Source organism: Agromyces albus (assembly GCF_030815405.1).
GTDB classification, from domain to species: Bacteria; Actinomycetota; Actinomycetes; order Actinomycetales; family Microbacteriaceae; genus Agromyces; species Agromyces albus_A.
The window spans coordinates 1,997,185-2,018,455 of the sequence record NZ_JAUSWX010000001.1; the positions used below are offsets into that span (position 1 = coordinate 1,997,185).

Here is a 21,271-nt window from a genome sequence, read left to right on the forward strand (position 1 = left end):
TCACGCGCGTGCGGCGGCAGACGGCGCGCTCTGCGCAGATGCCGGCTCCAGGCGCCCGTCATCGGTGCGGCGCACGTGGATCGAGGCCCGCCGCTCGGGGACGGCGCGATGCACGTACCGCCGCCACTGCCGCTCCCAGATGGCCCAGAACGGGTCGTACCGGCCACCGTCACGTTCGAGTGCACGCCGCTTGCGGAGGGCATCTGGGGCCGCCACCCACACGTGCACCGCATTCGGCGCGAGCGCACCCGCGGCGAACGCCCCGCACCCTTCGATGATGAGCGCACGGCCCGGACGTCGTCGCTCGAGGGCGCCCGGAGCATCGGCCGCCCAGTCCCAGCGAGTCCAGCGACCGACGCCGCCTCGACGCAGCGGCGGAACGAGCGTGCGGGCGAGGTCGGATCCGGCGCGAGCCAGCCCGTTCCAGCCACGGTACGCGTCGTCGAGGCGCACGAGCGACGGCGCCGGGCCCGGCCAGCGATCGAGCACGGCATCCGCGAGCGTGCTCTTGCCCGCGCCGCTCGGGCCGTCGATGAGCACGATCGGCGCGCGGCGGCCCCGTACCGCGGCGAGGATGCCGCGCACGGCGGAAGCAGCGACGATCGGCTCGAATGGAGAGTCGGATGCCTCTGCAGTGACGGCATCGGCGTGGGCGACGGCGACGGCCGGTGGCCGCCCCGGCGGGTCGTCCCTCACGCCCACACCGGGTGGAAGGTGCCCGCCCACACTGCGACGGCGATCGCGATCGCGGCGATCGCGGTGGCGATCACGAGCAGCGCGACATCGGGAATGCCGACCCGCGACTGGCGCGCCCAGGTGCGTTGGATGTCGGAGCCGAAGCCCCGCGCTTCCATCGCCGTTGCGAGCTTGCTGCCCCGCCGGATCGCGAGCACGAGGAGCGCGAATGCCATCGTCGCGATGCGCCGCAGCGTCCGGTGGTCGCCGATGCCGCGCGCCCGGCGCGAGAGCGCCATGGCTCGCCAGTCCTCGACGAAGAGGCCGACAAGGCGCGTCGCCGCAAGCGCACCGAGCACGAAACGCGACGGCAGTCGTGCGATCTGAGCGAGGCCGTCGGCGAGTTCCGTTGGATCGACCCGAAGGAACAGCAGCGCGGCAGGCAGGCCGATGGCGAGCACGCGCACGGTGATCGCGAGTGCGAGATCGATCGACCCGTCGGTGACGCGGGCGAGCCAGAAGCTCCAGTACTCGGTGCCCGCGGGACGCCCGTAGAGCAGCATGCTGACGCCGGCGACCGGCGCGGCGAGCAGGATCGGCCACGTGCGCGCGATGAGGAGTCGCGGTGTGACCCCGGCCACGGCGAAGAGCAGCAGCTGGATGCCGAGGGCCACGGCGGCGCTCAGCCAATCGACGGTCAGCAGGAGCGGCGTCGTGAGCACCATCACCGCCGCCAGGCGCGTGACCGGGTTGACCGCATCGATGAACCGGAGTCGCGGTGCGGCTGGAACGGCGCCGACCGCCGGTGCCGTCGCGTTCGCGCTCATACGGCACCTCCGGACGGGCGCGACGCGACGGTCTCGGCCGATCCGGCAAGCTCGAGCCGATGATCGCCGAGTACTTCACGGAACGCCGCATCGTGCGTGACCGAAAGCAACGTCACGCCATCGTCGACGAGGTCGCGCAGGAGCCGTACAAGTTCGAGCCACGTGACCCTGTCTTGCCCGAAGGTCGGTTCATCGAGAATCACGACGCGAGGACGGGCGACGAGCACTGAAGCGACCGACAGTCGTCGTTGCTCGCCCCCCGACAGTGTGAAGGGATTGGCCCCGGCGAGCCGATCGAGCCGGAGCCTCGTGAGCACGTCGTCGGTTCGGGTCTCGATCTCGGCCGCAGGCAGGCCGAGAGCGCGCGGGGCCACCGCTATCTCACCACGCACGGTCGAGGCGACGAACTGGTGCTCGGGCTCTTGGAACACCGTGCCGATGCGGGTCAGCAACTCACGCGAGCGCCACCGGATGGGGGCCGATCCAAGGCTCGACGCCAGCGAATCAGATGCCGCGACGCGGCCGGAGAGCGGCGCCAGCAGCCCGCCGAGGGTGAGCGCCAACGTCGACTTGCCGGCGCCGTTGGGTCCGGTGAGCACCGTGGAGCATCCGTCGGGAAGCGAGACGTCGAGGCCCGCCCGTACGACAGCACCGCGTCGACGTCCGATGGCGAGTTGCTCGCCGACGAGGATCGACTCGGTCGGGCACCTCCTCGCTGGATCGACCCCGCCCACGATCGGAAGCGGCACGCCCGGGACCCACACGCCTGCGGCGAGGAGCGCATCCCGGTGCCGTTCGAGCACCTCCGCCGGCGGCCCATCGGCCAGGACCCGCCCGTCGGCGCCGAGCACGACCACCCGGTCGACGAGATCGAGCCAGACGTCGACGCGGTGTTCGACGACGACGAAGGTGGCACCGATGCGGTCGAGCACGCGTGCGACGGCGTCGCGCACCTCGCTGACGCCCGAAGGATCGAGGTTCGCGGTGGGTTCGTCGAGGAGCAGGAGACCTGGCCGCATGGCGATCGCGCCGGCGAGGGCGAGCCGCTGCTTCTGCCCGCCCGAGAGCGCCGAGGTGGGATGCGCGAACGGCAGCTCGAGTCCCACGGCGTCGAGTGCCTCGCCCACTCGCCGCCAGATCTCGTCGCGCGGCACACCGAGGTTCTCGCAGCCGAACGCCACGTCGTCGCCGACCCGAGCAAGGATCACCTGGGAGTCGGGATCCTGCAACACGAGGCCCGCCCGCCCACGTGCCGCACCCGCCGCAGCACCGTCGATGAGCAACCGTCCGCGCTGCTCGCCCTCGTCATCACCGCCGTGCACGCCGGCCAGGGCATGCAGGAGCGACGACTTGCCGGACCCGGACGGACCGAGCAGGAGCACTCGCTCCCCCGGCTCGATGACGAAGTCGATGCCGTCGATCGCCCATCGGATGCGGCCGGCGTGACGCCAGCCCCAGCCGCGAGCCTCGACGCGGACGGGTCGTTGTGCCAGCGAGGATTCCGACATGGGTCAGACCCGCTCGGTCACGTCCCGCCCTGCTGCGAAGCGGTGCAATGCACCGGTCGCGGCAAGCGCACGTACCACGAGCCAGCCGAGGAGGCCGGCGAGGATCGCGCCCGAGATCACCACTGCGACGAAGTAGAGCCCGAGGAACTCGGCCGACTTCTGCAGGTTGCCCGAGAGGAAGAGCTCGAGGGTCCAGGCCGCCGCGCCGGCGGCCGCACCGGCGAGCACGGCCTGCAGCACGCCGAAGCGCTTGTACCGGAACGCCGCGAAGACGAGTTCGGCGCCGAGACCCTGCGCGAGCCCCGAGTAGATCGTCTCGATGCCCCACTGGTTTCCGACGAGCGCGGAGACGACCGCGGCGAGGAGCTCGACGAAGAGCGCCGCGCCGGGCTTGCGGATGATGAGCCCGCCGAGCACGCCGCCGATGAGCCAGATGCCCACGGCGACACCGCCGAGACCCGGCGTCACGGCGTCGGCCGCGACGAACCAGGCGTAGCCGACGTTGTTCCAGAACAGGAAGACGAGGCCGGTCGCGACGCCGATGACGCTCGCGACGACGATGTCGACGACTCGCCAGCCAGAACGTGACGGGCTGGCCGCCGGCGTGGTCTCGGCGGTGTCGGAGTTGGTTGCGTTGTGCACTGACGTGCCCTTTCGATTCGTGGAAAGAGGCACGGGATTGAGATGTGATGCCCTCCCTGCGCTGGCATTACCCAGATCAGGTTCGACGGTCGAAGGTTGAGAACCTTCCTCTCAGCCCGGCTCACCGGACTCCCGTGTTCGACACCGAGTATACGCCGCGGAGTTCGCCGACTTGCGACGACCGGCAGTCTGGATGACGCCGTGCGACAGCAACGACGACGCAACGGCGCAGGGCTGCGCTGCGAGCCGTCAGCGCTTGAGCGCGCGGATGACCACCTTCAAGGCCTTGCCCGTCACCCAGATGAGCGGCGTCGCGACGAGCATCAGCCCGATGAGGTTCGGCTCGAAGCGCACGTCGCCTCCGCGACCGATGTATGCGCCGATCGGAATGGAGACGCCGCCTCCGCCGCCTCCACTGCCCTGGTCGCCCTTCTCGTCGCTCCCACCGCCACCGCCGAAGCCGTAGTAGCCGAGCGCCACCGGAACCACCTTGGTGCCGTCGATGTCGAGTGTCTCGCCGTAAGACGTCTTCACGCCGACGCCGGAAACGGTCTCTGCGAGTTCCAGTACGAGTTCAGCCATGCGGGCAACGCTACTCGGGGATGCCGCGGCCTACCAGCCCCACCCTGCCGCCGCGGTCGACGCGTCGTCGTCACCATCGGCACGCGATTGCTCATCACGTGCCTCGCCTCGCTCACCTGCCTCGCCCCGCTCGCCTCGCTCACCTCTGCGGCCGACGAGGGTTGCCGGACGCACCGACCCCTTGCCGAACTTCGCCGTGACCTCGTCGATCGTGCGCTCGGCGTCGCGCCACTCCTCGTCTGGATCCCACAGCATCGCGCCGCTGCCCGACACCTGCAGGTGCTCGGCGCGCACGCCGATGAGCCGGATGCGCTGCCCGTCGCCGATGAGCTCGGTGAGCGCTTCGGATGCCTCGTCGTAGATGCGGCGCGCGACATCGGTGGGCTCGGCCAGCGTGCGCGACCGCGTGACCGTGCGGAAGTCGCCGTAACGGAGCTTCAGCACCACGGTGCGGCCGACGAGGCCGGCCTTGCGCAGCCGCACACCGACATTGTCGGCGAGACGGAGCAGCTCGCGGCGGATGTCGACAGGATCGGTGAGATCGTAGCCGAACGTGTTCTCGTGGCCGATGCTCTTCTCGACGCGGGTCGTGTGCACGTCGCGCGGATCGATGCCGTTCGCGAGCCGCTCGAGCCTCGATGCGAGCGCCGGACCGACTGCGCGCACGAGTGCGTCGTGCGGCATCGTGGCGACGTCGCCGACGGTGCGGAGCCCGAGCCTGAGGAGCGACTCCTCGGTGACCCGGCCGACGCCCCACAGCGCCGAGACCGGCAGCGGATGCAAGAAGGCGACGGTGTCGGCGGCCGGTACGACGAGCATGCCGTCGGGCTTCGCGCGGCTCGAGGCGACCTTCGCGACGTACTTGGTCGCCGCGACCCCGACGGAGCAGGTGAGCCCGGTCTCGGCGCGCACGCGCTCACGGATGGTCCAGGCGATCTCGGCCGGACTGCCGTGCAGGCGCCTGGCTCCCGACACATCGAGGAACGCCTCGTCGATGGAGAGCGGCTCGACCAGTGGCGTGAGCTGCTCGAAGATCGCCATGACCTGCTTGGAGTACTTCGCGTAGCTCGCGTAGTCACCGCGGAGCACGATGGCGTTCGGGCAGCGCTGCAACGCGATCGACATCGGCATCGCGGAGTTCACGCCGAATCGACGCGCCTCATAGCTCGCGGCGGCCACGACGCCGCGACCGGCGGTGCCGCCGACGAGCACGGGCTTGCCGCGCAACTCGGGGCGGGTGAGCAGTTCGACCGAGACGAAGAACGCGTCCATGTCGACGTGCAGGATCGGCGTCGCGGAGTCGTCGACGGGACCCGTCGTGACCTGACGCGACGAGCCGTCTTGCTTGCTCATGCTGCGACCCTAACCCGTGCCGCCGTCATCGGCTTCCACGCGGCGCACACCTGATCTGCTCAGAAGCCGAAGTCGCCGCCACCACCGAAATCGCCACCGCCGAAGTCGCCGAATCCGCCTCCGCCGTCGTACCCACCCGCGTCGGCACCGGATGCATCCGCCGAACCGGCATCGGCACCGGATGCATCGGCAGCACCGGTGTCGGCTCCAGCATCACCACCCGTGTCGGTGCCGGCATCGGCGGACGACGCGTCGGGCAGGAACGCCTGGGCGATCGCGGAACCCACGACGACGCCGGCGATCGCGCCGAGCATCGAACCGCCGAACATCGAGCCGAACGACGGGCCGCCCATGTTCCCGCGGCCCTCGGCGGCGTTGCCGCCGGCGAACGCGCGCTCCATGGTTCCCGGAGAGCGGACCTCGGCGCGCGTGGCGGCGCGGGCGAGCACGGACGGTTCGTCGGAGGCGATGCGTTCACCGGGCGGCGCCTGCTCCGCGAGCGTGCGGTAGACCTCGGCGCGCTGCTCAGGGGTGAGCTTCGCGAACGCCTCGGCGTGCACCGCCTCGATCGATTCGGGCGGAGCCGTACGCAGCAGGTAGCGGTAGCGCTCGATGGCCAGTTCATCCTCGCTCAGCTGCGGCGGGGGCGGCACTGGCCGCCCCTGCTGTGCAGCTCGGTCATCGGATGCGCCGAACAGGCGGTCCAGGAAGCCCATGATGTCCTCTTCACTCGTTGTCTGGGGACGCCCAATATACGGTCGCGAGCATTGAGCCGACTGTGAGTCCGGGATGCCTCGAGGCGGGCCACGCCGACGCTCCCTCGGTTCGCCCGTGTCGCCGCCTCCCTGCATCGTGTTCGTGCCAGACTTGCAGTAGGCAAGCCAAGTCACGCCGGAGGAGCCGTGAGCGAGTCGAGCGCATCGTATCCCGCGGGCCTCGTCCCCGGTGCGGCAACGCGTGATCCAGTCATGGACCTCGTTCGAGTGCTCTGCGTGGCCGTCGTCGTGGTGGGCCACATGCTCATGGTCGGCGCGGCGGTGATCCCCGGACGCGGCCTCGTCGTCGAGCGCACGCTGCTCGAGACGGACTGGATCGGCCCGGTTTCGTGGATCGCCCAGATCATGCCGCTGTTCTTCGTCGTCGGCGGCTTCGCGGGTATCGGCGCGTGGCGACGATTGGCGGCCTCTGGCGGAACCGCGGCCGACTACATCCGATCACGCATTCTCAGGCTCGCGCGCCCCTCGATCGCCCTGTTCGCAGCCCTCGCGGTCGCCGTGCTCGTGATGCATCTCACGGGTGTGGACCCGGCTGCCATCCGTCTCATCGGCCTCGGCATCTCGTCGCCGCTCTGGTTCCTCGCGGCCTATGCATTCGCGCAGGCCTACCTCCCGGGGCTCGCGACGCTCCACGCCCAGGCTCCCCGGCGGACGCTTGCCGCCTTGGCAACGGGCGCCGTGCTCTGCGATGTCCTGCGATTCTCCACCGGCATCGAGGCGCTCGGCCTCCTCGACATGACGTTCGTCTGGCTGTTCGCGCAGCAGTTGGGGTTCTGGATCGCCGACGGATGGTTCCGCGCCAGATCCCGCGCCACGGTCGCCGCACTCGGGGCCGGTGCGTACCTGTTTCTCGTCGGCCTCGTCGCCGTCGGATACCCGGGCAACATGCTCGACAACCTCTATCCGCCGACCTTCGCGATCGTCGCTCTCGCCGTCGGACAGACCTGTCTGCTGGTGCTCGCGTATCCAGCACTGGAACGTCTCACCGCCGTGCGTCCGCTGCGGTTCGTCGTGCAGACGGTCGGCTCGCGCCTGATGACGATCTACCTGTGGCACCTGCCGGTGCTCGCGCTCATCGTCGGCCTCCTCCTGCTCACGCCATTGCCGACCCCGGCATCCGGTTCTGCCGAGTGGTGGCTCACGAGGCCGCTGATCTTCGTCGTCATGGTCGGTGTGCTCATCGTGATTTCGATGCTGCTCGGCGGGTTGGAACGTGCCTCATCCGCACCTGTTCACGGCGCATCGGATGTTTCGACCGGGCTCGCGGCCGGACTCATGGTGATCCCGTCATTCAGCGTGATCGTCTTCGGACTCCCCTTCGCGGTCGCGGCATCGAGCGCGCTCGTGCTCGGGGCGGCCGTGCTGCTCCTGAGTCCGCACCGCGCGAGCCTGCCCGAGCGCGGCCCGAGTGCCGTGACCCCGTAGAGCACGGTTGCAAGCCGCTCTCCGCAGCCGAACCGGTCGGACCACGTCGGAACGCTCGGGCGTGGTGTCAGCTCTGAGCGCGCTCCAGCACGAGTTCACGCACGCGCGCGGCATCCGCCTTGCCATGCATCGCCTTCATGACCGCGCCGATCACGGCACCCGCGGCCTGCACCTTGCCGTCGCGGATCTTCGCGAGCACGTCGGGCTGGGAGGCGAGCGCGTCGTCGATCGCGGAGATGAGCGCGCCGTCGTCGGACACGACGGCGAGACCGCGAGCCTCCACGATCTGTTGCGGAGAGCCCTCACCGGCAGCGACGCCCTCGAGCACCTGGCGGGCGAGCCGGTCGGTGAGCACGCCGGTCTCGATGAGCGCCGCGAGCTCGGCGACCTGTGCAGGCGTCGCGAGTTCGGCTGCGTCTCGACCCTCGGCGTTCGCGACGCGCGTGAGCTCGCCGGTCCACCACTTTCGAGCGGCAGCAGGCGATGCTCCGGCCGCGATCGTCTCGGTCACCTCGGCGAGGAGTCCGCCGTTCACGACGTCCTTGAACTCGAGGTCGGTGAAGCCCCACTCGTCTTTCAGGCGACGGCGTCGCGCAGCGGGCGGCTCGGGGAGCGATGCCCGCAGCTCATCGACGAGCTCGCGCGTCGGCACCACGGGCAGCAGGTCGGGCTCGGGGAAGTAGCGATAGTCGTCGGCGTCGGACTTGGGCCGCCCCGCGCTCGTCGTGCCGGTGTCCTCATGCCAGTGGCGCGTCTCCTGGATGATCGAGCCGCCCTTGGCGAGGATCGCCGCCTGGCGCTGGATCTCGTACCGCACCGCACGCTCGACCGACCGCATCGAGTTGACGTTCTTCGTCTCGGTGCGCGTGCCGAGCTTCTCCTGGCCGCGAGGACGCAGCGAGACGTTGGCATCGCAGCGCAGGTTGCCGCGTTCCATGCGGGCCTCGGAGATGCCGAGCGAGCGCACGATGTCGCGGATCGTCGCAACATAGGCACGCGCGAGCGCGGGGGCATCCGCCTCGGCCCCGATGATCGGCCGCGTGACGATCTCGACGAGAGGAACGCCGGCGCGGTTGTAGTCGACGAGCGAGTACTCGGCACCCTGGATGCGGCCGGTCGACCCGCCCACGTGCGTGAGCTTACCCGCGTCCTCCTCCATATGCGCGCGCTCGATCGGCACCGTGAAGCTGCGGCCGTTCTCGAGCTCCACCTCGACCGAGCCGTCGAACGCGATCGGCTCGTCGTATTGCGAGATCTGGTAGTTCTTCGCGAGGTCGGGGTAGAAGTAGTTCTTGCGTGCGAATCGGCTCGACGGGGCGATCTCGCACCCGAGCGCGAGCCCGAGGCTGATCGAGTACCGCACCGCTTGGCCGTTGACGACCGGGAGCGAGCCCGGGAGCCCGAGGCACACCGGCGTGATGAGCGTGTTCGGGTCGGCGACGTGGAACTCCGCGTTGGCGGGGTTCGGCGCGGCCGAGAACATCTTCGTCTTGGTGTTCAGCTCGACGTGGACCTCGAGGCCGATGACCGGCTCGAATCGTTCGAGCGCGGCGTCGAAGTCCATCAGTTCTGCACGCGCCATCAGAGTGCGCCCTCCTCGGTCGCAAAGAGCTCATGTCGGGAGAGGTCGGGCGCCCGGTCGAGCAGCGGCCCGCCCCATTCGGCGAGCAGCAGCTGCTCGAGCGCTCCGCCCACGTTGTAGAGTCGCGCATCCTCCCGCGCAGGAGCGAGGAACTGGATGCCGACGGGCAGTCCGTCTTCGGGGGCGAGGCCGACGGGCAGGGAGATGCCGGGCACGCCGGCGAGGTTCGCGGGGATCGTGGCGACGTCGTTGAGGTACATCGCGAGGGGATCGTCGAGCTTCTCGCCGAGCTTGAACGCCGTGGTCGGCGCAGTCGGCGTGGCGAGCACGTCGACGGTCGTGAACGCGGCGTCGAAGTCGCGCTGCACGAGCGTGCGCACCTTCTGGGCGCTGCCGTAGTACGCGTCGTAGTACCCGGCCGAGAGCGCGTAGGTGCCGAGGATGATGCGTCGCTTGACCTCGGGGCCGAAGCCGGCCTCACGCGTGGCGGCCATGACCTGCTCGACCGTGCCGCCGCCGTCGGGCGTGACCCGCAGGCCGAATCGCACGGAGTCGAACTTCGCGAGGTTCGACGAGGCCTCGGCGGGCATGATCAGGTAGTAGGCGGCGACCGCGTACTCGAAGTGCGGCGCGCTCACCTCGACGATCTCGGCTCCATTGCGCTCGAGCAACTCGAGCGCCTCGTGGAAGCGCGAGCGCACCCCGGCCTGGAAGCCTTCGGAGTCGAGCTGCTTCACGACGCCGATGCGCAGGCCCGAGACATCCGCTCGCCTGACGGCCTCGGCCATCGACGGCCAGGGCTCGGGAATCGACGTGGAGTCGAGCGGGTCGTATCCGCCGATGATGTCGTGCAGGAGTGCCGAGTCGAGCACCGTGCGTGAGACGGGGCCCACCTGGTCGAGCGACGAGGCGAGGGCGATCGAGCCGTAGCGGCTGACCCCGCCGTACGTGGGCTTCACGCCGACGGTGCCCGTGACGTGGGCGGGCTGGCGGATGGAGCCGCCGGTGTCGCTGCCGAGCGCGATGGGCGCTTCGAAGGCTGCGACGGCTGCCGCGGAGCCGCCGCCCGAGCCGCCGGGGATGCGCTCGAGGTCCCAGGGGTTGTGGGTGGGTCCGTAGGCGGAGTGCTCAGTCGACGAGCCCATCGCGAACTCGTCCATGTTGGTCTTGCCGAGGGGCACGAGGCCCGCGTCGCGCACGCGCTGCACGGGCGTCGCGTCGTAGGGAGGGATCCAGCCCTCGAGGATGCGGGAGCCGCTCGTCGACGGCATGCCCTTCGTGACGAGCACGTCTTTGATCGCGATCGGCACGCCCGCGAGCGGGCCCAGGGCCTCGCCGGCGGCACGGCGGCGGTCGAGGTCGGCGGCGGTCTCGATGGCCCGCTCCCCCTCGACGTGGAGGAAGGCGTGCACGGCGCCGTCGACGGCGGCGATGCGGTCGAGGTGGGCTCGCGTCGCCTCGACGGACGACACGTCGCCCGCGGCGATGCGCGCGCCGAGCTCTGCGGCCGTGAGCCGGATGAGGTGCTCGCTCACTGCTCCTCCCCCAGGATCGCCGAGACCACGAAGCGGCTTCCATCGGACTCGGGCGCACCCGAGAGTGCCTCGTCGACCGTGAGGGTGTGCCCCACGACATCGTCGCGGAACACGTTCTGCAACGGAATCGGGTGATTCGTCGGCAGCACGTCGGGGGTGGCGACTTCGCTCACCTGTTCGACGGCGTGCATGATCTGCACGAGCTCCTTCGTGAGGTGCTCGATCTCTTCGTCGGTGAGCGCGATGCGCGCGAGGTTCGCGAGATGCGCGACCTGCTCCGCATTGATTTCGGACATGCTGCTCCGTCGGTTCGGGATGGGATGCACCGATTCTATCGGGGCGCGCCGAAGAGGCCTTCCCCGTGCCGATGGAGCAGTTCGTAGGCCTCGCCGTACGTCTCGGGCTCGGGGGTGCCCGGCGCATACCGGGCGAGGAGCAGGCCGACGAGCCCCCGGGCGGGCGGGCTCAGCGGCTTGTCTTTGTGGGCGTGGCCGGGGTGGGGCGCTGCGGCCTGCGGGTTCGGCGGCAGGTACTGCGGGGTGGTGGTGGGCCAGGTGACCGGATGCCTCGGGGCGTCGAGGTTGATCGCAGCGAACAGGTCGTTCGCCCCCTCGTCGCGCCGCGTGAGCGGCTTCAGTCCGTGCAGCCTGCTGAGGGTCGAGATGACCGCGGCATGGTGGAGTTCGTCGTGCACGATCGTGCCCGCCTGCGTGTAGGCGGAGACGGCGATGGCCGGCACGCGGCATCCGAGCCGGTCGAAGGTGAAGCCCATCTCACCAGCGGCGGCGCCGTCGTCGGGCGGCGTCGCGGCCGGCGGTGCGACGTGGTCGTAGCATCCGCCGTGCTCGTCGAACGTGATGAGGAGCAGGGTGTTCAGGGCGTTGGAGCCGCTCGACGAGGCACTGGCCCGGACCGACGAGTAGATCTCGTGGATGAGGGCCTCGCCCGCGCGAACGTCGGAGATCGCGCTGTCGATGACCTCCTGCCCGTCGACGTCGCTCTCCTTCAGCTTGCCGACCGGCGGGTGGAAGTCGTTGTGGTTGTAGATCATGCGCGGCTCGATGAATGCGTAGGCCGGCAGCGTTCCGTTCTCCACGTCGGCGTAGAACTGCTGCATCGTCGCGAAGCGCTCGGTGCGCCAGTACTGCTCGAGCACGGGCGCGTGCAGCACCCCGGTGAACGAGACGAGCTGGATCTCATCGAAGTAGATGCGCCAGCTGATGCCGGCCTCTTCGAGCCGGTTGAAGATCGTCGGCGCCTCGGGGGCGTCGAGCCACTTCTCGTAGCCGCCGCCGTGCTTGTTCGTGACGAACCCGTGCGAGGTCGATGCGTGGAAGAACGAGCGGTTGCAGAAGGTCTGCGAGGGCACTGCGCAGAACCAGCTGTCGAAGACGGCGAACTCGCGCGCGAGCGTGGAGAGCACGGGGAGCATCTCGGGTGAGAACGATCCCATGATCTGCCGTGCTTCGGCCGGGTCGGGCTGGACGCCCTTCTTCAGCCGGGCGTAGTTCACGTGGTAGTCGGTGAGGAATCCGTCCATGGTGGGCGAGCTCCCGGACTTCGGCGCGTTGTACGGCGCCGCCATGTGCTCGACGAAGAGTTCGGCGTTCGTGACGGGGTCGATCGTGCCGAAGAGCTGGGTGTTGACGTGAGGGAACTCCTCACCAGGATCGGGATCGGGTCGCCCCATGATCTCGTCGGTCGCGCCTTCGTAGACGTGAGCCGCCACGTGCGTGCCGTCGGGGGCGGTGTTGCCGTAGTCACCGAACGCGAGCCCGTCGAAGCGGCGCCCGTCGGTGAGGTCGTCGCTCGAGTAGAGCCAACCGAGGAGGTTGTCGAACGAGCGGTTCTCGCCCATCACGACGATGAGATGGTCGAACCCCGCCTCGACCCGCGGGCTGAGCGGCGTGAAGTCGGCGACGCCGTCGGCGAACCCCAGCGAGTGCCCGATCGCACCGCCGATCGCGGCTCCTGCGCCGCCTCCGACGACGGCCCCGGCCGCGGCGACCCCGCCGAACTTGAGGAAGTCGCGCCTCGTGGAGCCGCCCGGCTCGTGCTCGCTTCCCTGATCAGGGTCGTGCTCGTCGTTCGTTGCCATGTGCCCCCCATGCCTCGGTCACTGTGCCCCGGTCACTGTGCCCCGGTCACTCGTCGAGCGCAGCGGGCCCCCGGGTGACGAGCACCGCGAATTGCGCAGCGTCGATCACCCGGATGCCGAGCGCCTCGGCCTTGCCGAGCTTCGAGCCGGCGCCGGGGCCGGCTGCGACGAAGTCGGTGTTCTTCGACACGCCCGACGCTGCCTTGCCGCCCGCGGCGATGATCGCCTCTTGCGCGCCTTCGCGGGAGTAGCCGTCGAGCGAGCCGGTGGCGACGACGGTGATCCCGGCGAGCACGCCGCCGGCGGCCGCCGCGGCACCCGGGCCCGGATGGCCCGGCGTCGAGAACTGCACGCCGGCGGCCGCCCACCGCTCGACGATCTCGACGTGCCAGTCGACCCCGAACCACTCGAGCACCGAATCGGCGATGGTCGGCCCGACGCCGTCGACCTCGGCGAGCTCGGCCCTACCGGCCGATCGGATCGCGTCGAGGGAGCCGAAGTGGTCGGCGAGTGCGCGAGCCGCGACCGGGCCGACATGCCGGATGTTGAGCGCGACGAGGATGCGCCAGAGCGGCTTCGTCTTCGCGAGCTCGAGGTTGGCCACGAGCTCGTACGCCGCCTTCGACGGCACGTTCGCCGCGTCGCCCGCGACGTCGCCGGAATCAGGGTCGTAGGCCGGATCGGTGCGCTTGCGCTGGCGACGGAATGGCGCGCGAGAGACGGGGGTTCCGTCGTCGTCGAGCCGCGGCAGCCCTGTCTCGACGTCGCGAACGACGACCTCGATCGGGAACAGGTCGGCGACGGTGAGGTCGAAGAGGCCGGCCTCGGTCGGAAGGGGCGGCTCGCTCGGGACGGCCGGGTGGGTGAGCGCCGCCGCGGACACCTCACCGAGCGCCTCGATGTCGAGCGCGCCGCGAGAGCCGATGTGCTCGACGCGACCGCGCACTTGAGCGGGGCAGCTCTTCGCGTTGGGACACCGAAGGTCGATGTCGCCCTCTTTCATGGGGCGGAGGGTCGTGCCGCACTCGGGACACCCCGTCGGCATGACGAACGCCCGCTCGTCGCCGTCACGAAGCTCGACGACGGGGCCGAGCACTTCGGGGATGACGTCGCCCGCCTTGCGCAACACGATCGTGTCGCCGATGAGCACGCCCTTGGTCTTCACGACCTCTTGGTTGTGCAGGGTCGCCTGGCGCACGACGGACCCGGCGACGCGCACGGGCTCCATCACGGCGAACGGCGTGGCGCGGCCGGTGCGACCCACGCTCACGACGATGTCGAGGAGCTTCGTGTTCACCTGCTCTGGCGGGTACTTGTAGGCGATCGCCCAGCGCGGCGCGCGGCTCGTGGCGCCGAGCTCGTCGTGCAACGCGAGTTCGTCGATCTTCACGACGATGCCGTCGATCTCGTGTTCGACGGCGTGCCGGTGCTCGCCGTTGTAGGCGATGAACTCCTGCACGGCCCCGACCGAATCGAGCACGCGTACGTGGGAGCTCGTTGGCAGGCCCCAATCTGCCAGCAGCGCATAGATCTCGGATTGCGACGCGACCGGCGGATTCGGCCAGGCGCCGACGCCGTGCACGAGCATGCGGAGTCGCCCGAGGCGATCGCGCATGAGCTCGAGCTGGGCCGCGTTCTTGCCCTCGGCCTTCTGACGCAGCGACCCGCTGGCGGCGTTGCGCGGGTTCGCGAACTCCCGCTCACCGGCCGCCGCCTGCTTGGCGTTCAGTTCGCCGAATGCGGCGACGGGGAAGAAGACCTCGCCGCGTACCTCGACAAGTGGCGGATGCCCCGTGCCGGCCAACCTCGTGGGGATCGACTTGATCCACCTGATGTTCTCGGTGACGTCTTCGCCGACGCGCCCGTCGCCGCGGGTGGCCGCCGTGACGAGCCGGCCATTGCGGTACCGCAGGTTGATCGCGAGGCCGTCGATCTTGAGCTCGCAGAGCCAGTGCACGGGCCTGGCCGCCGCCGCCTCGGCGCGGACGGCCCACTCGGCGAGCTCGCCCGGCGAGAACACGTTGTCGAGGCTCAGCATGCGCTCGGCGTGCTCGACGGGCGCGAAGAGGGTGGTCTCGCCGCGGCCGCCGACGGTCAGCGTCGGGCTGTCCTGGCTCTGCAGTTGGGGGTAGCTGCGTTCGAGCGCCTCGAGTCGATGCATGAGCTCGTCGTACTCGGCATCGGAGATGATGACGGTGTCGCGCTCGTAGTACGCGTCGCGCGCCTCGTTGATGCGGATCGTGAGGCGCTCCACCTCGTCGGCCGCGTCGGCGAGACTGATGCCCTGGTCGATGTCGTCGTCCACCACATCGACAGTCTAGGGAGGACCCCCGACGGCTGCGCCATCGGGGTCTCGCCGGGTCGTGCTCCTGCTAGACGACGACCCCGGCGCTGTCGACCTTGCGGTGGTATCTCGTGCCCGCGACTCCGCCGAGAATGGCGCCGCCGAGGCTCGCGATCGCGACGACGATCGCGGTGACGATGCTCGCGGTGGTCAGCTCCCCCTCGCTCACGGGGATGCGCGGGGCGGCGTCGAGGTCACCCAGGATGTCGAACTGGCTGCCGGCCGCCAACGTGAGCAGGGCCACGACGACCGCGATCACGAGCGCCCACACCCATACGGCGACTCCCTGCCTGACACCGTTGAACCGGGCCATCCGGCCGGCCACGTAGCCGCCGCACCAGTAGGCGACGAACACGATGACGAGCAGGACGACACCGCCCACCCATCCGACCATCTCGGGGTTCTGCGTGGCTTCCTCTGCGGCCGCTTCGGGATCCTGGAGGATGCCGAGGCCGATTGCCGCGCTCGTCGCGGCGACGAGCGCCGTCAGGATCACCGCCATACCGGTCGCGGTCAGCCAGCCGAAGAAGGCCGAACCGATCTTGACGCCGCCGAACTGCTCGCGCTGGCGGTCGACGACCTCGTCCCTGACATCGGCCCGTTCCGCGGGGATCGTCCTCGGATCACGAGCTGCCGCGTCGGCCGAGTCCGTGTACAGCTCGGGGGGCAGGTCTGCCGGACGATCTGCGGGCCGGTCGTAGCGCTCGTCCGGGTCTCTTGGAGTGGTCATGGCGATTCCCCCTTCAGGCGCCGCCTGATACGCGCTCCTCCGCGGCGCACAACGAATCTACCCGCGCGGGCGCGGGGCCGCAGGCCCTTGACAGGCCGCCGATCGGCGCCCCTCGCGGAAGGGTACGTCAGGCGGAGGGCTGCGTCAGGCGTCGACCGGCACGGCACTCACCGTGCGATCGATCGTGCACTGGCCGAGCACTCGAGTGCCGACGTAGACGACGGCCGTCTGGCCGGGGGCGACGCCGTCGAGCGGATGCTGCGGCGTCACGACGAGCTCGCCGCCCGTGACGACCGCCACGGCCGGCACCGGGTCGGCGTGTGCACGGATCTGCACCTCGCACTCGAACGGCGTCGAGGCATCCGTCGGCGGCTCGCCGGCCCAGGTGAAGCGCGAACCGGCGATCTCGCCGATGGCGAGCGCCTCCTTCGGGCCGACGACGACGGTGTTGTCCTTCGGGCGCACCTCGAGTACGAAGCGCGGCCGGCCATCGGGCGCAGGGGTGCCCAGGTGGAGTCCGCGGCGCTGGCCGACGGTGTAGGCGTGCGCGCCCTCGTGCGCCCCGACGACGGCGCCTGCGCGGTCGACGATCTCGCCTGTGGCAGTACCGACGTGCTCAGCGAGCCAGCCCTTCGTGTCGCCATCGGAGATGAAGCAGATGTCGTGCGAATCGGGCTTCTGCGCGACTGAGAGGCCCCGCCGTGCCGCCTCGGCACGCACGAGGTCTTTCGACGGGGTGTCGCCGAGCGGGAAGTACGCGTGCTCGAGCTGCTCGGCGGTGAGGACGCCGAGCACGTAGCTCTGGTCTTTCGCCCAGGCGCTCGCCCGGTGCAGCTCCTTGTTGCCCGCGGCATCCGTCACGATCGAGGCGTAGTGGCCGGTCGCGACGGCGTCGAAGCCGAGCGCGAGGGCCTTCTCGAGCAGGGCGGCGAACTTGATGCGCTCATTGCAGCGCATGCACGGGTTCGGGGTGCGGCCGGCCGAGTACTCGGCGATGAAGTCGTCGACGACGTCGGCCTTGAACCGCTCGGAGAAGTCCCACACGTAGTAGGGGATGCCGAGGACGTTCGCGGCCCGCTGGGCGTCCATCGAGTCCTCGATCGTGCAGCAGCCGCGGCTGCCGGTGCGCAACGTGCCGGGCATGCGGCTGAGCGCGAGGTGCACGCCGACGACCTCGTGGCCGGCGTCGACGGCGCGCGCAGCAGCGACGGCGCTGTCGACGCCGCCGCTCATCGCAGCCAGAACCTTCACCGTTCCAGTGTACGCAACCCTGCCTGAGCACCCGCCGGACGGCAGCGGGCGCGTGGCCGCAGCGCCGATCTAACGGTCGAACGACGTGGCGCGTGCGGCGAGCCCGGCTCGCGAGGCCTGCGCATACGCGCCAGGCAGCGCCGCGAGGAACGCGTCGACGTCGGCTTCGGTCGATCCGTGGCCGATTGTGATGCGAAGCGCGCCGCGGGCGTCCGCCTCCGAGCGCCCCATCGCCATGAGCACGTGCGACGGCTCGGGCACACCGGCCTGGCATGCGGAGCCCGTCGATACGGCGACACCGGCGGCGTCGAGCAGGAAGAGGAGCGAGTCGCCCTCGCATCCCGCGAAGGAGAGATGCACGTTGCCGGGCAGCCGGCCCTGGGGGTCGGGGTCGCCGCTCAGCCGCGTCTCGGGCACTTCGGCGAGCGCGCCAGAGATAACGCGGTCGCGCAACGCCGACATGCGACGGGCGTCGGCCTCGAGCCGGGCTGCGACGACGGATGCCGCGGCCGCGAACGACGCCGCGGCCGCCACGTCTTGCGTGCCCGAACGGACCTTGCGCTGCTGCCCGCCACCGTGGATGAGCGGTTCGACGGCCGCCGACCGGTCGAGCACGAGCGCGCCGATGCCCGCCGGCCCGCCGATCTTGTGCGCCGAGACGCTCAGCGCGACGAGCCCCGTGCCGGGTGCAGCGCCCGTCGACCGTCGAAGACCGTGCACGTCGATCGGCAGCTGGCCGTATGCGGCGATCGCGTCGACGTGCAGCGGCACCCCGGCGCGCGCCGTGAGTCGGGCGACCTCCTCGACCGGCTGGATCGTGCCGACCTCGTTGTTGGCCCAGAGCATCGTGACGAGTGCGACGGATGCCCCGTCGCGGGCGAGCGCGGCTTCGAGCGCGTCGAGGCGGACCCGTCCGAGTTCGTCGAGCGGGATCTCCTCGACGAGCGCGCCGTCGTGCTCGGCGAGCCACTCCACGGTGTCGACGGTGGCGTGGTGCTCGCCGGCCGGCACGAGGAGGCGCGGGCGCGAGGCATCCGCCTGCCGGTGCCACCAGAGGCCCTTGATCGCGAGGTTCACGGCTTCGGTGCCGCTGCCTGTGAAGACGACCTCGATGCCGTCGGCGCCGAGCGTGGCGGCGACCTGCTCGCGCGACTCCTCGAGCAGCCGCTTCGCCTGCTGGCCGGCGCTGTGGATGGAGGCGGGATTGCCGACGACGGCGAGCGCTGCGGTGAGCGCCTCGATGGCCTCGGGCAGCATCGGGGTGGTGGCGGCGTGGTCGAGATAGACCATGACTGCTCCCTCCCGTCGTGATCGTGCGGCCGAGTGCCCCGTCGCTTCGGGCGTCTTCCTACGAACTACTGTAGATCGCATGTCCGCGCCCGACCCCTTCCGCGACCTCGGCGTCCAGGCCGATGCCGACGGCGGCCGCATCCGAATCTGGTCAGAGAACGCGACCTCCGTCGACCTCGTCATCTTCGATCCGAACGACCTCGAATGGGCGACCGACCGCGTCGCGCTCGAGCGCGACGACCACGGCGTGTGGCACGGGCCATCCGAGGCGCTCGTACCAGGAGCCCGCTACGGCCTGCGGGTCGACGGACCGGCCGGCCCTTCGCACGCGTTCAACCCCGTGCACACGCTCCTCGATCCGTACGCACGCGGCCTCTCGCCCGCCGACGACGGCTCATGGCGCGGCGCGGTGCTCGGCAACCACCTCGACTGGGGCGACTCGGCCAAACCTCATGTGCCGCTCGATCACACCGTTGTGTACGAGACGCACGTGCGCGGGTTCAGCAAGCTGAACCCCGCGATCCCCGAGGAGCTGCGGGGCACCTACGCGGGACTCGCTCACGACTCCTCGCTCGAATACCTCACGAACCTCGGCGTGACCACCGTCGAGCTGTTGCCCGTGCATGCGTTCGTGCCCGAAGCGCGTCTGATCCGCCAGGGCAAGACGAACTACTGGGGCTACAACACGCTCTCGTTCTTCGCCCCGCACGCGCCGTACGCCTCTGCGGCCGCGCAGGCCGCAGGGCCCGAGGCGGTCCGGCGCGAGTTCGCGGGCATGGTGAAGCGACTGCACGAAGCGGGCCTCGAGGTCATGCTCGACGTCGTTTACAACCACACGGCCGAGGAAGGGCGTGAAGGGCCGGTCTTCTCGTTCCGCGGCATCGACAACGGCTCCTATTACCGGCACGACGCGCACGGCCGGTACGTCGACACGACCGGATGCGGCAACACCCTCGACTTCGGCCGCGACGCACCCGTGCGCCTCGTGCTCGACTCGATGCGCTACTTCGCCGAGGAACTGCACGTCGACGGGTTCCGCCTCGACCTCGCCGCCACCCTCGCTCGCGACGACCACGGCGGGTTCACGCCCGAGCATCCGCTGCTGCGCGGAATGCTCGAAGATCCCGTGATCAGCACCACGAAGCTCATCGCCGAGCCGTGGGACGTCGGCCCCGGCGGCTGGCAGACCGGCAACTTCCCCGCAGGCTTCACCGAGTGGAACGACCGCTACCGCGACCGCATGCGCGACTTCTGGCTCGGCGACCTGCGCCGGGAACGCGAAACCGGCACTGCCGGCAGCGGCATCGGCCGCTTCGCGACGCGACTGGCCGGCTCGGCGAACACGTTCTCGACCGAGCGCGGACCGCTCGCGAGCCTCAACTTCATCACCGCGCACGACGGGTTCACCCTCGCCGACCTCACGTCGTACAACGTCAAGCACAACCTCGGCAACGGCGAGCACAACCGCGACGGCACCGACAGCAACAACTCCTACAACCACGGCGTCGAGGGTGACACGGCAGACCGGGCGATCCGTGCGGCGCGGCGGCGGAGCATCCGGAACCTCCTCGGCACGCTCCTGCTCTCGGCCGGCGTGCCGATGCTCACCGCCGGTGACGAGTTCGGCCGCAGCCAGCGCGGCAACAACAACGCGTACTGCCACGACTCCGAGCTCACCTGGCTTGCTTGGGATGCCGCCGGCCGGCCACGTTCGGCGCCTGACCTGCTCGCGACCACGAGGCGCCTCATCCGCCTGCGCGCCGAGAACCCCGCGCTGCGTCCCGTGCGCTTCGGCCGCTTCGGCGAGGCGACGCCGAGCGCGTCGCAGATGGACTGGTTCAACGCCGACGGCACCACGATGACAATCGACGACTGGAACTCCCCCGAGGAGCGCACGCTGCAGTACCTCGCGGCGTCGACCCCCGAGTTCGAGGCGTTCAACCGCATCCTCCTCGTCGTGCACGCGCACGAGTCCGACGTCGAGGTCGTGCTCGCCGAGCATGCAGGGGTGTCCGGGTACACCCTCCTGTGGGACTCCGCCGACGAGGCGCCGACGGACGCCGCGATCGACCACGCTCCCGGCGATCGCATCACGATGACCGGCCCGTCGATGCGGCTGTTCCGAGCGCACGCGAGCGACTGATGGCCACGCGAGCGGATGCCTCGGCCGGCACCCCGGCCACCGCGACACTCGCCCGCGCGGGCATCGCGTTCTCGACCCACGCCTACGACCACGATCCCCGCGCCGCCGCGTACGGCCTCGAAGCCGCCGAGAGGCTCGGCCTCGACCCGGCGCTGGTGTTCAAGACGCTGCTCGCGAACGTCGACGGCGAGCTCGCGGTCGCGATCGTTCCCGTCGCGCTGCAGCTCGACGTGAAGGCGCTCGCGCACGCCCTCGGCGCAAAACGCGCCGAGATGGCCGATCCGGCGCTCGCCGCGCGAAAGACCGGCTACGTCGTGGGCGGCATCAGTCCCATCGGGCAGAAGACGGCGCTCCCGACGGTGCTCGACGAGTCGGCCATCCTCCACGAGACGATCTACGTCTCGGGGGGCCGCCGCGGCCTCGACCTCGGGATCGCTCCCGACGACCTCCTCGCGGTGACCGGCGGGCGCTTCGCGGCGATCGCCCGATCTCGCGCCTCGTCGGGCTGAC

18 protein-coding genes and 1 riboswitch are annotated in these 21,271 nt (G+C 70.4%); of the genes, 3 read left to right on the forward strand and 15 right to left on the reverse strand.

Translation table 11 applies throughout. The features are described from left to right. The 7 genes from QFZ29_RS09420 to QFZ29_RS09450 form a co-directional block, all read right to left on the reverse strand. Nucleotides 1–696, reverse strand: coding sequence for an ATP-binding protein (locus QFZ29_RS09420; RefSeq protein WP_306893869.1), 696 nt, complete (start codon nt 694–696; stop codon nt 1–3). Continuing rightward, complete coding sequence (locus tag QFZ29_RS09425) at nt 693–1,502, reverse strand: energy-coupling factor transporter transmembrane component T family protein (protein WP_306893870.1); 810 nt, start codon at nt 1,500–1,502, stop codon at nt 693–695. The genes QFZ29_RS09420 and QFZ29_RS09425 overlap by 4 nt, the downstream gene beginning before the upstream one ends. Beyond that, complete coding sequence (locus QFZ29_RS09430) at nt 1,499–3,010, reverse strand: ABC transporter ATP-binding protein (RefSeq protein ID WP_306893871.1); 1,512 nt, start codon at nt 3,008–3,010, stop codon at nt 1,499–1,501. The genes QFZ29_RS09425 and QFZ29_RS09430 overlap by 4 nt, the downstream gene beginning before the upstream one ends. 3 nt (nt 3,011–3,013) lie before the next feature. Beyond that, on the reverse strand, nt 3,014–3,652 hold the full coding sequence (locus QFZ29_RS09435; RefSeq protein WP_306893872.1) for an ECF transporter S component: 639 nt from the start codon (nt 3,650–3,652) through the stop codon (nt 3,014–3,016). Nucleotides 3,653–3,688: 36 nt separating this feature from the next. After that, nucleotides 3,689–3,798: riboswitch (TPP riboswitch) on the reverse strand. A 103-nt stretch (nt 3,799–3,901) separates the two neighbouring features. After that, nucleotides 3,902–4,234, reverse strand: a complete 333-nt coding sequence (locus tag QFZ29_RS09440; RefSeq protein ID WP_129520754.1) for a hypothetical protein — start codon at nt 4,232–4,234, stop codon at nt 3,902–3,904. A gap of 30 nt (nt 4,235–4,264) precedes the next feature. Beyond that, nucleotides 4,265–5,587, reverse strand: coding sequence for a DNA polymerase IV (locus tag QFZ29_RS09445; protein ID WP_306893873.1), 1,323 nt, complete (start codon nt 5,585–5,587; stop codon nt 4,265–4,267). A 59-nt stretch (nt 5,588–5,646) separates the two neighbouring features. Continuing rightward, a complete protein-coding gene (locus QFZ29_RS09450) occupies nt 5,647–6,303 on the reverse strand; it encodes a hypothetical protein (protein ID WP_306893874.1) in 657 nt (218 codons plus the stop codon). A 252-nt stretch (nt 6,304–6,555) separates the two neighbouring features. Between QFZ29_RS09450 and QFZ29_RS09455 the strand changes: the two genes are divergently transcribed. Then, nucleotides 6,556–7,788 (forward strand): acyltransferase family protein, encoded by a 1,233-nt coding sequence (locus tag QFZ29_RS09455; protein ID WP_306893875.1) that lies wholly within the window; start codon nt 6,556–6,558, stop codon nt 7,786–7,788. 67 nt (nt 7,789–7,855) lie between these two features. Here the strand turns inward: QFZ29_RS09455 and gatB are convergent, their stop codons facing one another. The 8 genes from gatB to QFZ29_RS09495 all read right to left on the reverse strand — a co-directional run bounded on the left by gatB (nt 7,856) and on the right by QFZ29_RS09495 (nt 18,618). After that, the gene (gene gatB / locus QFZ29_RS09460) at nt 7,856–9,370 is read right to left on the reverse strand and encodes an Asp-tRNA(Asn)/Glu-tRNA(Gln) amidotransferase subunit GatB (RefSeq protein WP_306893876.1); all 1,515 of its coding nucleotides are present in this window, start codon (nt 9,368–9,370) and stop codon (nt 7,856–7,858) included. Next, a complete protein-coding gene (gene gatA / locus QFZ29_RS09465) occupies nt 9,370–10,905 on the reverse strand; it encodes an Asp-tRNA(Asn)/Glu-tRNA(Gln) amidotransferase subunit GatA (RefSeq protein ID WP_306893877.1) in 1,536 nt (511 codons plus the stop codon). Before gatA ends, gatB begins: the two co-directional genes overlap by 1 nt. Further along, a complete protein-coding gene (gatC, locus tag QFZ29_RS09470; RefSeq protein WP_306893878.1) occupies nt 10,902–11,201 on the reverse strand; it encodes an Asp-tRNA(Asn)/Glu-tRNA(Gln) amidotransferase subunit GatC in 300 nt (99 codons plus the stop codon). The genes gatA and gatC overlap by 4 nt, the downstream gene beginning before the upstream one ends. Before the next feature lie 35 nt (nt 11,202–11,236). Beyond that, a complete protein-coding gene (locus QFZ29_RS09475) occupies nt 11,237–13,003 on the reverse strand; it encodes an alkaline phosphatase family protein (RefSeq protein WP_306893879.1) in 1,767 nt (588 codons plus the stop codon). Nucleotides 13,004–13,049: 46 nt separating this feature from the next. Further along, on the reverse strand, nt 13,050–15,311 hold the full coding sequence (gene ligA / locus QFZ29_RS09480; RefSeq protein ID WP_373426201.1) for an NAD-dependent DNA ligase LigA: 2,262 nt from the start codon (nt 15,309–15,311) through the stop codon (nt 13,050–13,052). Between the two features lie 64 nt (nt 15,312–15,375). Beyond that, complete coding sequence (locus tag QFZ29_RS09485) at nt 15,376–16,077, reverse strand: hypothetical protein (RefSeq protein ID WP_306893880.1); 702 nt, start codon at nt 16,075–16,077, stop codon at nt 15,376–15,378. 144 nt (nt 16,078–16,221) lie between these two features. After that, a complete protein-coding gene (gene mnmA / locus QFZ29_RS09490; protein ID WP_306893881.1) occupies nt 16,222–17,328 on the reverse strand; it encodes a tRNA 2-thiouridine(34) synthase MnmA in 1,107 nt (368 codons plus the stop codon). A gap of 69 nt (nt 17,329–17,397) precedes the next feature. Beyond that, nucleotides 17,398–18,618 carry a cysteine desulfurase family protein gene (locus tag QFZ29_RS09495; RefSeq protein ID WP_306893882.1) on the reverse strand — a complete coding sequence of 407 codons (1,221 nt, stop codon included), beginning with the start codon at nt 18,616–18,618 and terminating at the stop codon, nt 17,398–17,400. Nucleotides 18,619–18,697: 79 nt separating this feature from the next. Between QFZ29_RS09495 and glgX the strand changes: the two genes are divergently transcribed. Together glgX and ybaK are read left to right on the forward strand one after the other, a co-directional pair. Beyond that, on the forward strand, nt 18,698–20,761 hold the full coding sequence (glgX, locus tag QFZ29_RS09500) for a glycogen debranching protein GlgX (RefSeq protein ID WP_306893883.1): 2,064 nt from the start codon (nt 18,698–18,700) through the stop codon (nt 20,759–20,761). Then, the gene (ybaK, locus tag QFZ29_RS09505) at nt 20,761–21,270 is read left to right on the forward strand and encodes a Cys-tRNA(Pro) deacylase (protein WP_306893884.1); all 510 of its coding nucleotides are present in this window, start codon (nt 20,761–20,763) and stop codon (nt 21,268–21,270) included. The genes glgX and ybaK overlap by 1 nt, the downstream gene beginning before the upstream one ends. Nucleotide 21,271: the final 1 nt, after the last annotated feature.

Excerpts from the sequence above, each read along its gene's own strand:
- QFZ29_RS09425 (WP_306893870.1), bottom strand. The coding sequence starts at position 1,502 with ATGAGCGCGAACGCGACGGCACCGGCGGTCGGCGCCGTTCCAGCCGCA.
- QFZ29_RS09430 (WP_306893871.1), bottom strand. The coding sequence starts at position 3,010 with ATGTCGGAATCCTCGCTGGCACAACGACCCGTCCGCGTCGAGGCTCGC.
- QFZ29_RS09440 (WP_129520754.1), bottom strand. The coding sequence starts at position 4,234 with ATGGCTGAACTCGTACTGGAACTCGCAGAGACCGTTTCCGGCGTCGGC.
- QFZ29_RS09445 (WP_306893873.1), bottom strand. The coding sequence starts at position 5,587 with ATGAGCAAGCAAGACGGCTCGTCGCGTCAGGTCACGACGGGTCCCGTC.
- QFZ29_RS09450 (WP_306893874.1), bottom strand. The coding sequence starts at position 6,303 with ATGGGCTTCCTGGACCGCCTGTTCGGCGCATCCGATGACCGAGCTGCA.
- QFZ29_RS09455 (WP_306893875.1), top strand. The coding sequence starts at position 6,556 with ATGGACCTCGTTCGAGTGCTCTGCGTGGCCGTCGTCGTGGTGGGCCAC.
- gatB (WP_306893876.1), bottom strand. The coding sequence starts at position 9,370 with ATGGCGCGTGCAGAACTGATGGACTTCGACGCCGCGCTCGAACGATTC.
- gatC (WP_306893878.1), bottom strand. The coding sequence starts at position 11,201 with ATGTCCGAAATCAATGCGGAGCAGGTCGCGCATCTCGCGAACCTCGCG.
- QFZ29_RS09475 (WP_306893879.1), bottom strand. The coding sequence starts at position 13,003 with ATGGCAACGAACGACGAGCACGACCCTGATCAGGGAAGCGAGCACGAG.
- QFZ29_RS09485 (WP_306893880.1), bottom strand. The coding sequence starts at position 16,077 with ATGACCACTCCAAGAGACCCGGACGAGCGCTACGACCGGCCCGCAGAT.
- QFZ29_RS09495 (WP_306893882.1), bottom strand. The coding sequence starts at position 18,618 with ATGGTCTATCTCGACCACGCCGCCACCACCCCGATGCTGCCCGAGGCC.
- glgX (WP_306893883.1), top strand. The coding sequence starts at position 18,698 with ATGTCCGCGCCCGACCCCTTCCGCGACCTCGGCGTCCAGGCCGATGCC.
- ybaK (WP_306893884.1), top strand. The coding sequence starts at position 20,761 with ATGGCCACGCGAGCGGATGCCTCGGCCGGCACCCCGGCCACCGCGACA.